Source organism: Mycobacterium sp. 1164985.4, from assembly GCF_001668575.1.
GTDB lineage: Bacteria > Actinomycetota > Actinomycetes > Mycobacteriales > Mycobacteriaceae > Mycobacterium.
Window position 1 is genome coordinate 1 of the sequence record NZ_LZMD01000052.1, and the last position, 11992, is coordinate 11992.

Genomic DNA, 11992 nt, shown 5'->3' on the forward strand with positions numbered 1-11992 from the left:
TGAGCCTGCGCGACAAGGTCGGCATCGCTTCATCGTCCGGCGCCGCGACGGCGAGCGGGCACGCGGTGCGCGGCCCGGTCGTCGAGGCGCTCATCGGGCTCGGGTTCGCCGCCAAACAGGCCGAGGAGGCCACCGACAAGGTGTTGGCCAACAACCCCGAGGCCAACCAGTCGACCGCGCTGCGGGCCGCGCTGTCCATGCTGGGTAACAAATGAGCCGGTTCACAGACGACGAAGACGACGCCGAACAGCGTGAGGTCTCTCCTGCGCTGACGGTCGGCGAGGGCGACATCGACGCGAGTTTGCGGCCCCGGTCGCTGCGGGAGTTCATCGGCCAACCGCGGGTGCGTGAGCAGTTGCAGCTGGTCATCGAGGGCGCCAAGAACCGCGGCGGCACACCGGATCACATCTTGCTGTCGGGTCCGCCCGGGCTGGGTAAGACGTCGCTGGCGATGATCATCGCCGCCGAACTCGGGTCCTCGCTGCGGGTCACCTCCGGTCCGGCGCTGGAGCGTGCCGGCGACCTCGCCGCGATGCTGTCGAACCTCGTCGAGCACGATGTGCTGTTCATCGACGAGATACACCGCATCGCCCGCCCGGCCGAGGAGATGTTGTACCTGGCGATGGAGGACTTCCGCGTCGACGTCGTGGTCGGCAAGGGCCCCGGCGCCACCTCGATTCCGCTCGACGTCGCGCCGTTCACCCTCGTCGGAGCGACCACCCGCTCGGGCGCGTTGACTGGGCCGTTGCGCGACCGGTTCGGTTTCACCGCCCACATGGACTTCTACGACCCCGCCGAACTCGAGCGGGTGCTGTCGCGTTCGGCGGGCATCCTCGGCATCGAGTTGGGCGCCGACGCGGGAGCCGAGATCGCGCGCCGCTCGCGGGGCACGCCGCGCATCGCCAACCGGCTGCTTCGCCGGGTTCGCGACTACGCCGAGGTGCGCGCCGACGGCGTGATCACCCGCGATATCGCCAAGGCGGCGCTGGAGGTCTACGACGTCGACGAACTCGGCCTGGACCGCCTCGACCGCGCCGTATTGTCCGCGCTGACACGCAGTTTCGGCGGGGGACCGGTCGGCGTGTCCACTCTCGCGGTTGCGGTCGGCGAGGAGGCGACAACGGTAGAAGAGGTGTGTGAGCCGTTCCTCGTGCGCGCCGGGATGATCGCACGCACACCTCGGGGGCGCGTGGCCACCGCACAGGCGTGGACACATCTCGGCCTGACACCGCCGAGCGGAGTGACGGGTCTGGGACAGGCGGGTCTTTTCGACTGAGGAGGACGGCGATGGGCAGCGGCACGATCAGGCGGGGCGGGTTGCTCGGCTTGGCCTCCGCCGGTACGGCAGTGCCGGCCTATGTGGTCGGGTCACCCGAGACGCCGAAGGACGCCAGTGGGGTGGACGCCTACTTCGACCGTGCGGCAACATTTCTCACCCTCAACGGCACGCTGCCATTGCTGCATCTGCTCTTCGGACTGTTGTTCGTCGGCGTACTCATTTCGATGTTGCGGTCGGCGGCCGGCCCCACCGGCGCGGTGTACACCGCGGCGCTGGGCGGTGCGGTGTTCCTCGCGCTGACCGCGGCCGGGCTGGCCGCCGAGGTCGCGATACCGGCCGCCATCGTGCGGTTCGACGACCTCACCTTCACGTCGTACTCGCAGCCTTTCCTCGGCTTGGCGGTGTGGCTGTATCACTACAGCCACATCGGTTCGGCCGCACTGATATTCGCCACTGCATACATCGTGTGGCGAACCGGCGTGCTGCCGAAGTGGTCGGCGGCCCTGGCGGTGCTCGGCGTGCCGGCGCTGCTGCACACCTGGATCGGGCTGTCCGGCGCGTACGCCGTGGTGCTGTGGATGGTGCTGATCGGGCTGGTCATGGTGGCGATACCGCCGGTGGTTCGAGTGGAAAGTGTGGGCGTGTGATGGGATATGTCGGATTGTTCTTCGCGGGGCTCGCGGCCCTGCTGCACATCTACATCTGGGTCATGGAGTCGCTGACGTGGATGTCGCCCCGCACCAGGGCGACGTTCGGACTCACCGAGGAAGAGGCGTTGGCCACCAAGGAATTGGCATTCAACCAGGGCTTCTACAACCTGTTTCTGGCCATCATCACGATCGTGGGGATCGTCATCGGCGGTCTCGGCTGGGTCGGTCTCGCGTTGATCTTCGCCGGTGTCGGCTCGATGCTGGCCGCGGCGCTGGTGCTGTTGCTGTCCTCACCGGACAAGGCGAGGGCCGCTGTGACGCAGGGGATCTTCCCGCTGATCGCAATCGTGTTGCTGATCCTGGCGGTGGCGCTGTAGCGCCGGGTGCGCCGAACGTGCGGCCACTGCGATCTTGTCGGGGAGATCTCGCAGCGGCCGCACGTTCGACGTCGTCCTAGAGCAACCCCAGCAGCTGCAGGTCGGTGACGTACTTGACGATGACGTCACGCGTCACGTGCGGAATGTCCTTGTCCGGACCGATCTTCGCGTCCTGCACCCCGGTGCGGAACCGATCGGTCGGCGCGATCGAACCCCGGATCGGGGTCTCGGGCCGCTGGTAGTTGTGCAGCAGCGGGAGCAGCGACCCCTGCCGCTGACGTTCGGGCAACCCGCGGATCGCGGTGTCGAACCGCTGCAACCACGTGGCGTAGTCACCGACGCGCTTGACCGGATATCCGGCGTCGATCAGCCAGTCGACGAACTCGTCGAGCCCGATGCCGTCGTCGTAGGGGTTCATGACGTGATACGTCTCGAAACCCGGTCCGGCGTCGTGGCCGACCTGTGCGCCCAGCGTCGAGATGGCGTCGGCGATGAACTCGACGGGAAGACCGTCGTAATGCGCGCGTTGGCGGTGGCCGTCCGCGTCGACCTCGTAGAACGAGAAGGGCGCGATGCCGGTCGCCACGAGGCTCAGGATCAACCGCGTGAACATGTCCGGCACGTTGAGCTGACCGGCATAGGTGGTGTCGGCCAGGATCATGTCGCAACGGAACACCGCGACCGGCAGCCCGCACAGGTCGTGCGCCTCGCGCAGCAACACCTCGCCGGCCCACTTGCTGTTGCCGTAGCCGTTGGCGTAGGTGTCGTCGACCTGTCGCGTCGGGCTGACCACCCGGATGTCGCCGTCCTCGGTGAATCGCCCGGGGGCGATGCCTGCACCGACACCGATCGTCGACACGTACACGAACGGCTTGATCTTCGTCGTCATTGCGATGCGGATCAGTTCGGCCGTGCCCGCGGCGTTGGGCCCGAACAGCTGGCTGTAGGGCAACACGTGGTTGACCAGCGCGGCCGGGTCGACGATCAGGTCCACCGTGTCGGCGAGCCGCTGCCACGTCCGACGGTCGAGGCCGAGGTCGGACTCACCCTTGTCACCGGCGATGACCTCGAGATGATCGGCGGCCAATTCCCGGTAGTGACGCAGCAATCGGGGATCGCCCGAGTCGAACGTCCGGTCCAGCCGGTCGCGGGCCGAGGCGTCGTCCTTCGCACGCACCAGGCAGATCACCTTGCCACCCACCATTGCCATGCGCTCGAGCCATTCCAGCGCCAGATAGCGGCCCAAAAAGCCCGTCGCGCCGGTCAACAGCACGGTGCGAACCTCGGTGCTCGGACCGGGCAGCGACGGCGCCGCCGCCAGGGTGGTGTCGTCGAGGAACTTGTCCAGCGTCAAGTCGCTCGCGTGTACCTGGGTGGCGTCACGGCCGTGCACGGACGCGAATGTCGGCCTCTTGGAACCGGGTTCGCGCGCGGCCTCGATGTAGTCGGCGAGCGCCGCCAGATCAGTGGCCGGGCTGACGATGACGCCGACCGGCACCTCGATGTCGTAGATCTCGTTCAGCAGGTTGCCGAACGTCAGCGCGGACAGCGAATCTCCGCCGAGATCGGTGAAGTGGGCGTCGGGTTGCAGATCGGCGGCCGTCGCGCCCAGCAGGGCGCCGGCGGCCCGGATGGTCGTTTCGATGACCGGCTTCTCGGCGCCGTGCTGGCGCAGGGCGCGCAGTTCGGCGGCCTGGCTGTCGGCCAACTCGGTGTAGAGCGCCTCCAAGCGTTCGCCGTAGTGCTCCTTGAGCTTCGGGCGTGCAAGCTTGCGGATACCCGTGAGCAGCCCGTTTTCGAGCGTGAACGGCGTTGTCTCGACGATGAAGTCGCGCGGAATCTCATACGACTGCAGTCCGGCTGTTCTCGCGACGTCCTGCAGGGATTCGCTGATCGCGGTATTCAAGGCCTCGCCGTCGTAGCGGGCGAGCGAGTCGTCGGTCGGCACGATCACCGCGAGCAGGTAGGAGCGGGCGCTGTTGCCATAGACGAAGATCTGGCGGACCAGCGGGCTGGTCCCGAACGCCGCCTCCAGTTTGGCGACCGTGACGAACTCGCCCTGCGACAGTTTGAGCACGTTGTTGCGACGGTCGAGATAGACCAACTGGTCCGGACCGACCTCGGCCACGATGTCGCCGGTCTTGTAGTACCCGTCCGCGTCGAAAACCGACGCGGTGATCTCGGGCCGCTTGTAGTAGCCGGGGAACATCGTCTCCGACTTCACGAGCAGTTCGCCGCGCGGATACGGACGGTCGGTGTGGTAGTACCCGAGATCGGGGACGTCGGCCAACCGGTAGTCGATGACCGGCGGTCGCGATACCTGTCCGTCGACGAAAACCGCACCGGCTTCGGTGGATCCGTAACCGTCGGTCAGGTGCAGGTCGAGCAGCGATTCGACGAACGTCTTCATCTCCGGCGAGATCGGCGCGGACCCCGTCATCGCCGAGATGAACCGGCCGCCCAACAGGTTCTGTCGCAGATCGGCGAGCACGTCGGTTTCGGCTGCCCAGCGGTCCACACCGTCGGCGGTACGGCGGTCGACCTCGCTCTGGAACTGCTGGAACATCATGTCCCAGATGCGCGGCACGAAGCTCAACTGCGTGGGACGTACCAGCGCGATGTCGTCGAGGAACGTCGAGAGATCGCTTCTGGCAACGAAATACGCGGTACCGCCCGCACCCAGAGTGGCGTACAGGATGCCGCGGCCCATCATGTGGCTCATCGGCATGAAGTTCAACGTGATCGACGGAAGCGCCTGCCCGCCGCCCCACATCGCCATGCTCGACCGTCGCCACGAGTTAGCCACCATCTTGCGCTGGTACATCGCGCCCTTCGGCGCGCCGGTGCTGCCCGAGGTGTAGATCAGCAGCGCGAGCTCGTCATCGTCGAGGTCGGCGGGCGTCGGGACCGGCAGCGCACGGCCGCGGACGATCACATCGTCCAAAGTCTCGACCCGGACCCCGGTTTCGCCGAGGCGCGCCTTCGCGGCGTCGAGTGCGGCGCGGTGGTCGTCGACCTCGGGGTGGTAGTCGAACACGATCAGGTGTTGCGGGAGGTGACCGGTGAGCATCACCTCGACCGCGTCGTCCAGGAAATCCACACTCGACGCCATGGCGACCGGTTCGGTTTCGACGGCGATCGGTTGCAGCTGGGCTACGGCCGCACTGGTCTGCAGAGGCACGGAGACAGCGCCGAGGTGCAGTAGCGCCATGTCGACGGTCGTGTAGTCGATGCTGGTGAACCCGACGATCGCGACACGGTCGCCCGTGCGCACCGAGGATCCCGCCAAGGCGGCGGCAGCGGCCTGGACGCGGTTCGCCAACTCGCGATAGGTGATGGTGTCGAACCTGGGGAGCAGTTGGGCGGTCGTGCGCCCGGTCCCCGGGTCGGTGACGAACTCGACGGCGCGTTCACCGAGCGCCGGTCGGTCGGCGTAGCCGTCGAAGATGGTTCGGATGAGCTGGGGGACAGAGAGGTCGGTCGCTTCGATGGCCTCTGCGACCTGCTCTGAAGGTCGTGCGGCGGCGAACTGCGGATCTATTTCGAACAAATCGGAAATACGGCGCTCGAGTCGCGCCTCGTGGGCATCAGTCGTCATCAAGAAATCCTTCGGACGAACGTGGATTGCGGGGGCGCGACATTGCGTCCACCCAAAAACATCGATAGTCGAACTAAAAGTATTCCCCCGGCGACTGGGAACATGCTGTGAGCACGAGCAGCGCTTTCTGCCAGACCCCGCCGCGGCTGGTCAGCGGATCGCCGGAAACACTCTCGAGGGATCGGCGCGCCCGGCGAGCGCCTCGACGGCCAGCGTCGCATCGGGCACGCAGATCAACAGGTCCCGCGTGGCGTTCAACGCCTCGGCCGACGGTTCGACGCCGCCGACCGCATCGGCGAGGTCGAGCAGGTGCACCGTCGCCTCCAGCGCGGTCTCAGCGACGACGGCCAGCGTCGTGCTGCCGACGACCGGATACGCGATCGTGGTCTCTGTGGTCATCGGCGTGGCACGCAGCACCGGCGCGCTCTCTTCGAATCGCCGGGCTGCCGCCCGCGGGGTTAGCGCTGCGGAGTCCGAAACTGCTTGTTCGGCAAGGCTTTCAGCGTTGGTGTTGGCGACTCCGTCGGGTTCGTTGAAGCGACGCAGCAGGGTCGCCGCGTCGGTGACGGCGGCGGGACCGTCGATCACAGCGCCGGTGAGACGGTCGAACATGGCCGGTTCCGGGCAGACGTGGGCGAGCAGCGCCGCGACGTCCCAGCCTCCGCAGCGCGTGGGTGTGGACCATTCGTCGGCCGTCAGTTCTGCGCACCGTCGAGCCCACCGCTGCCACGCGTCGGCCAGGACGCGGCGGGCTGCGTCACCGTCGAGTCGCATGGCGCCAACCTAGCCAACGACCGGTTACGTATGCGTCAGCGCGGGTAACCACGCCTCACGACCAAGGAGGCATCATGACCGAGACGCGAGTACATCCCCGAGGTGGGCGGATGCGAATGCCGCGCAGTCGCGGGGCCACGAGTGGATTCCTGTTGATCCTGCTGGGCGCCTGGGGCGCACTGGCTCCCTTCATCGGCCCGCTGTTCAACTTCGCGTACAGCCCCGATCAGGCCTGGATGTGGACGACCGGCCGCGGCTGGCTGGAAGTGCTGCCGGGGGCGGTGACCGTGCTGGGCGGCCTGCTGCTGCTGATGTCGCGCAACCGTGCGACGGCTTCGCTCGGCGGGTGGCTCGCTGTCGCGGGCGGCGTGTGGTTCATCATCGGTCGCGCGGTGGCGGGTCCGCTGAACCTCGGCGACGCGGGTTCGCCTGTCGCCGCGACCGAAGCCAAGCGCATCGCGCTCGAGTTGATGTTCTTCTACGGTCTCGGCGCGTTGATCGTGTTCCTGGGTGCCGCGGCGCTCGGCCGCATCTCGGTGCGCAGTGTGCGCGACGTCGAGTGGGCCGATCGGCCCGTGACCGCGCACACGACCGCCGACGAGCATGCGCCGGTGGCGACGGCCGAACCGACTCCGGTCGCCGACCACACGGGTCCGGTCGCCGGTCAGCCCGCGATGGCCGAGCAGCGGACCGAGGTGATCGGGCCGACGGTCGAGGCCGCACAGCCGCGCCGGCGCAATTGGCGGGAGATGTTCCGCTCACGCGGTGATCGCGGCGGGCGACTCGCCCACCGGTAACTCTGCACCCAAGGCGCCCCGGACGCTCGACGTCCGGGGCGCTTTGCGCTGGCCGATCCCGTTGGGGTGACGCAGATCCCACAGGCGCGGTTCTTGCGACGAGTTTCACCGCGTCGTTGTGACTTGCATGACTGCCAGGGGCCGGCATGGAAACTAGCCTGGCTAGGTATCCCATTCGACGTGCGCCTTTTCGATCATCACCTTGGTGGCGTCCGATAGCCGACGTAGCTCTTTGTCAGGAGGCCCACCATGCCCGACAGGCCTGGTATCACCGATTCCGTTGTCGCACGGCAAAATTCGGCCACGGCAGTGTGCGAAGCGTTCGGCTTCCCGCAGGAGGACTGGCCGATGTTCGCCCGTCTGGCCGCCGGTCCGATGACCCCGCACGACGAAGAGGCGCTGTTCCAGTACATCGACGTCAAGATCGCCGAGCGCTGCTGGAAGCCGACCGACGACCTGCTGTCCGACCTGATCGACGTCGAGGTCGGTGGCGTCGAACTCACCGTCGACGACATCTACCGCTTCGTCGCCACGCTGATCGGCGTCAAGGTCTTCTAGGCGGCTGCGATTTGTCAGCCCGTATAGGCCATGACGTGTTTGATGCGGGTGTAATCCTCGAACCCGTACATCGACAGGTCCTTGCCGTGGCCAGAGGACTTGAACCCGCCGTGCGGCATCTCGGCCACCAGAGGGATGTGCGTGTTGATCCACACGCACCCGAAGTCGAGGGCCGCTGAAACCCGCAGTGCCCGAGACACATCACGCGTCCACACCGAGGACGCCAACCCGTACTCGGTGCCGTTGGCCCACGCGATCGCCTCGTCCTCGTCGGAGAAGGACTGCACGGTGATGACGGGGCCGAAGATCTCCTGCCGGACCAGGCGGTCGTCCTGCCGTAGGCCGCCGATTACCGTCGGTTCGACGTAGAAGCCCTTGTCTCCCTGCCGTCCTCCGCCGACCGCGACCATCGCGTGCGACGGCACGTCGCCAAGGAATCCGAGCACCCGCTCCAACTGGTTGGAGTTGTTCACCGGCGGCACCCACGCGTCCTCGTCGTCGGCAGGCTTGCCGTACGTCGTCGTCGCCGCGCGCGCCTGCTCGGCCAGCGCCTCGGTCAGGTCCGAGGCGACCCGTGCCGTCGCGAGCACGCGCGTGGCCGCGGTGCAGTCCTGGCCGGCGTTGAAATAGCCCGCCGTCGCAATGCCTTCGGCCGCGGATGCGATGTCGCTGTCGTCGAACACGATCACCGGCGCCTTGCCGCCCAACTCCAGGTGTGTGCGCTTGAGATGCCCGCCGGCGCTGACGGCCACCGCACGGCCGGCGGCGACGGAGCCGGTGATCGACACCATCTGCGGAGTGGGGTGCGCCACCACGGCGGCGCCCGTATCACGGTCTCCGCAAACGACATTCAACACTCCAGGCGGAAAGTGCCTGGCCGCGATCTCGGCCAGCATCGCGGTCGTGACCGGGGTCGTGTCGCTGGGCTTGATGACGACGGTGTTGCCCGCTGCGACCGCGGGCACGAACTTCCAGACCGCCATCATCATCGGGTAGTTCCACGGCGCCACCTGGCCGACCACGCCGACCGGTTCGCGGCGGATCCACGACGTGTGGTTCTCCATGTACTCGCCGGCCGACTTGCCCTCGAGCATCCGCGCGGCGCCCGCGAAGAACCGGATCTGGTCGACCATCGGCGGGATCTCTTCGGCCATCGTCACGTGGTTGGGCTTGCCGGTGTTGCGGCCCTCGGCGGCCACGAGTTCTTCGGCGTGCTTCTCAACGTCATCGGCGAAGTCCAGCAACGCCTTCTGCCGCACCGATGGAGTGGTGCGTTTCCAGTCGGCGAACGCCTTGGATGCGGCGGCGTAGGCGTTGTCGATGTCGGCCTCGTTCGAGATCGGCGCGGTGCCATACCGCTCACCGGTCGACGGATCGACCAGCGGCATGGTGGCGCCGCTGACCGAGTCGACATTCTCGCCGCCGATGAAGTTCTGGACCGTTGTCATTCGATCTCCTTGTGAGTCACAGGTCTCGACGGTGCTCATCGAGCAAGAAGCCTAACCAAAACGGCACCGATCCGGTTGATAACCCCAGCAGGATGTGGCGTAATCCGCAGCCACCACCCAAAAGCGCAACGAAATTAGTCGAACAGGGTGCCGAGGCGGGTTCGCGGGCCGGCGAATTCGGGGGTTCGCAGTGGTGGGCTGGTCGCCGGGCAAGGCCGCAATGGCACACTGGTCACTTATGGGTGCGCGCCCCTACCGGTGCTGCGCCGTGACCACAAGACCTAACGAAAGATTTCATCGCCATGGATTTGGTTGTCTTCCTCCCCCTGCTCATCGTGCTGGGTGCGTTCATGTTCTTCGCTTCGCGACGGCAGAAGAAGGCGATGCAGGCCACCATCGACCTGCACGACTCGCTTCAGATCGACGACCGCGTGCACACCACGTCCGGTCTGGTCGGAACCATCAAGGGCATCACCGACGACGAGGTGGAGCTCGAGATCGCTCCGGGTGTCGTCACCACCTGGATGAAGCTCGCGGTGCGCGACCGCATCACCGAGGACGATGAGTTCGACGATGACGAGCCCGAGTCGACCGCGGTCGAGCTCACCGAAAGCCCGAACACCAAGACCGACGGCTGAGTCCGCGGGCGGAAATCACAGCTCGAGCCCGTAGTCTTTGCGGTGCTGTGCTGACGGACCGATCTCGAGGAGACCTGACAAAACGTGGCATCGTCTTCGACGCCGGTGCACCCTGCCCGCTACCTGTCTCTGTTCCTGGCGTTGCTCGTCGGCGCCTACTGCCTGGTCTTCCTGACCGGAGACAAGAAGGCCGAGCCCAAGCTCGGCATTGACCTGCAGGGCGGAACCCGCGTCACCCTGACCGCACGCACGCCCGACGGCTCGCCGCCCACCCGCGACGCGCTGAACCAGGCGCAGCAGATCATCAACGACCGGGTCAACGGCCTCGGCGTGTCCGGTTCCGAGGTGATCATCGACGGCAACAACCTCGTGATCACGGTGCCGGGCAGCGAGAGCAGCGAGGCCCGCAACCTGGGCCAGACCGCGCGGCTGTACATCCGTCCCGTCGTGCACGTGATGCCCGCCGAGATGCCCGGTGACACGGAGGGTCCGCCGGACGCGCCGCCGGGCGGTCCGGTCCCCGGAATGCCGGGGATGCCGGGGATGCCGGGTGCGCCGGGCGCCGAACCGCCGGCCGGTCAGCAGCCGCCCGGCGGTGATCAGCCGCCTGCGCAGCCCGCGCCGCCGGGCGCCCCGCAGCCGCGCCCGTATCCGCAGGAGCCGCCGGCACAGCCGGCCCCGCCGCCACCTCCGCCACCGTCGCCGGCGCCGGGGGGCCCCGCGCCGTCGCCGACGCAGACCAAGCCGCCCTCACCCGAGGATGTTCCGCTGGCGCAGCGCATCGCCGACGAGAAGCAGTTGCGTCAGAGCACGGATCAACAGATCCAGATCCTCGCCCTGCAGTTCCAGGCCACGCGCTGCAACGAGGACGACGTCCTGGCAGGCAATGACGACCCGAACCTTCCGCTGATCACCTGCGGTCGGGACGGCAACGTGTATCTGCTGGACAAGTCGATCATCAACGGTGAGCAGATCCAGGACGCCACCTCGGGGCTCGACCAGCAGCGCGGCGAGTACGTCGTCAACCTCCAGTTCAAGGGGGAGGGCGCCAAGACCTGGGCGGACTTCACGGCCGCCAACGTCGGGACACAGACCGCGTTCGTACTCGACTCGAAAGTGATGAGCGCACCGGAGATTCGGGAGGCGATCCCCGGCGGACGTACCCAGATCAGCGGCCAGTTCACCCAGCAGACGGCCCGCGAACTGGCCAACGTGCTCAAGTACGGTTCGCTGCCGCTGTCCTTCGAGTCGTCGGAGGCCGAAACCGTCTCCGCCACACTGGGTCTGTCGTCGCTGCGGGCGGGCTTGATCGCCGGTGCGGTCGGGCTGGCGCTGGTGTTGCTCTACTCGTTGCTCTACTACCGGATGTTGGGTGTGTTGACCGCCCTGTCGCTGGTCGCGTCCGGTGCCATGGTCTACGCGATCCTCGTGCTACTCGGCAGATGGATCGGCTACACGCTCGACCTGGCCGGCATCGCCGGTCTGATCATCGGTATCGGTATGACAGCCGACTCGTTCGTGGTGTTCTTCGAACGCATCAAAGACGAGATCCGAGAAGGGCGTTCGTTCCGCTCGGCGGTGCCGCGGGGCTGGGCGAGGGCCCGCAAGACGATCGTGTCCGGTAACGCGGTGACGCTGCTGGCCGCGGCGGTGCTTTACGTCCTCGCGGTCGGACAGGTCAAGGGCTTCGCGTTCACCCTCGGGTTGACCACGATTCTCGACGTTGTCGTCGTCTTCCTCGTGACGTGGCCGCTGGTGTACCTGGCGTCGAAGTCGCCGACACTGGCCAAGCCTTCGCTGAACGGACTCGGTGCGGTGCAACAGATCGCCAGGGAGCGACGAGCGGCCGCGCACGCGACGGGACGGGACTAAC

At 67.1% G+C, this 11992-nt stretch carries 10 protein-coding genes and 1 pseudogene; 8 read left to right on the forward strand and 3 right to left on the reverse strand.

Translation table 11 applies throughout. The annotated features are described in order from the left end of the window. The 4 genes and pseudogenes from A5650_RS08115 to A5650_RS08130 form a co-directional block, all read left to right on the forward strand. Positions 1-215, forward strand: a pseudogene (locus A5650_RS08115) (Holliday junction branch migration protein RuvA); the annotation flags it as partial. Continuing rightward, positions 212-1276: a Holliday junction branch migration DNA helicase RuvB gene (gene ruvB, locus A5650_RS08120; RefSeq protein ID WP_067288728.1), complete on the forward strand. Its 1065-nt coding sequence runs from the start codon at positions 212-214 to the stop codon at positions 1274-1276. The pseudogene A5650_RS08115 and the gene ruvB, both read left to right, overlap by 4 nt. Before the next feature lie 11 nt (positions 1277-1287). After that, positions 1288-1926, forward strand: a complete 639-nt coding sequence (locus A5650_RS08125) for a hypothetical protein (protein WP_067288731.1) — start codon at positions 1288-1290, stop codon at positions 1924-1926. Continuing rightward, positions 1926-2306 (forward strand): DUF1304 domain-containing protein, encoded by a 381-nt coding sequence (locus A5650_RS08130; protein WP_067288734.1) that lies wholly within the window; start codon positions 1926-1928, stop codon positions 2304-2306. The genes A5650_RS08125 and A5650_RS08130 overlap by 1 nt, the downstream gene beginning before the upstream one ends. A gap of 76 nt (positions 2307-2382) precedes the next feature. Here the strand turns inward: A5650_RS08130 and car are convergent, their stop codons facing one another. Continuing rightward, a complete protein-coding gene (gene car, locus A5650_RS08135) occupies positions 2383-5904 on the reverse strand; it encodes a carboxylic acid reductase (RefSeq protein WP_067288738.1) in 3522 nt (1173 codons plus the stop codon). Between the two features lie 150 nt (positions 5905-6054). Further along, positions 6055-6678: a maleylpyruvate isomerase N-terminal domain-containing protein gene (locus tag A5650_RS08140; RefSeq protein ID WP_067288742.1), complete on the reverse strand. Its 624-nt coding sequence runs from the start codon at positions 6676-6678 to the stop codon at positions 6055-6057. A 74-nt stretch (positions 6679-6752) separates the two neighbouring features. Here A5650_RS08140 and A5650_RS08145 point away from each other — a divergent pair, with 74 nt between their 5' ends. Both A5650_RS08145 and A5650_RS08150 read left to right on the forward strand, forming a co-directional pair. Continuing rightward, positions 6753-7475 carry a hypothetical protein gene (locus A5650_RS08145; protein ID WP_067288743.1) on the forward strand — a complete coding sequence of 241 codons (723 nt, stop codon included), beginning with the start codon at positions 6753-6755 and terminating at the stop codon, positions 7473-7475. Positions 7476-7724: 249 nt separating this feature from the next. After that, a complete protein-coding gene (locus A5650_RS08150) occupies positions 7725-8033 on the forward strand; it encodes a cytochrome P450 family protein (RefSeq protein WP_067084096.1) in 309 nt (102 codons plus the stop codon). Positions 8034-8047: 14 nt separating this feature from the next. On the opposite strand, the gene A5650_RS08155 is transcribed toward A5650_RS08150, so the two are convergent. Further along, the gene (locus A5650_RS08155; RefSeq protein ID WP_067288744.1) at positions 8048-9481 is read right to left on the reverse strand and encodes a gamma-aminobutyraldehyde dehydrogenase; all 1434 of its coding nucleotides are present in this window, start codon (positions 9479-9481) and stop codon (positions 8048-8050) included. 302 nt (positions 9482-9783) lie between these two features. Between A5650_RS08155 and yajC the strand changes: the two genes are divergently transcribed. Then, complete coding sequence (gene yajC, locus A5650_RS08160) at positions 9784-10119, forward strand: preprotein translocase subunit YajC (protein ID WP_067288747.1); 336 nt, start codon at positions 9784-9786, stop codon at positions 10117-10119. Positions 10120-10224: 105 nt separating this feature from the next. After that, entirely contained in the window at positions 10225-11991 is a 1767-nt protein-coding gene (secD, locus tag A5650_RS08165) for a protein translocase subunit SecD (protein ID WP_502687055.1), read from the forward strand. Position 11992 lies beyond the last annotated feature (1 nt).

Coding starts and splice junctions, on each gene's coding strand:
- ruvB (WP_067288728.1), top strand. CDS start 212: ATGAGCCGGTTCACAGACGACGAAGACGACGCCGAACAGCGTGAGGTC.
- A5650_RS08125 (WP_067288731.1), top strand. CDS start 1,288: ATGGGCAGCGGCACGATCAGGCGGGGCGGGTTGCTCGGCTTGGCCTCC.
- A5650_RS08130 (WP_067288734.1), top strand. CDS start 1,926: ATGGGATATGTCGGATTGTTCTTCGCGGGGCTCGCGGCCCTGCTGCAC.
- car (WP_067288738.1), bottom strand. CDS start 5,904: ATGACGACTGATGCCCACGAGGCGCGACTCGAGCGCCGTATTTCCGAT.
- A5650_RS08140 (WP_067288742.1), bottom strand. CDS start 6,678: ATGCGACTCGACGGTGACGCAGCCCGCCGCGTCCTGGCCGACGCGTGG.
- A5650_RS08145 (WP_067288743.1), top strand. CDS start 6,753: ATGACCGAGACGCGAGTACATCCCCGAGGTGGGCGGATGCGAATGCCG.
- A5650_RS08150 (WP_067084096.1), top strand. CDS start 7,725: ATGCCCGACAGGCCTGGTATCACCGATTCCGTTGTCGCACGGCAAAAT.
- A5650_RS08155 (WP_067288744.1), bottom strand. CDS start 9,481: ATGACAACGGTCCAGAACTTCATCGGCGGCGAGAATGTCGACTCGGTC.
- yajC (WP_067288747.1), top strand. CDS start 9,784: ATGGATTTGGTTGTCTTCCTCCCCCTGCTCATCGTGCTGGGTGCGTTC.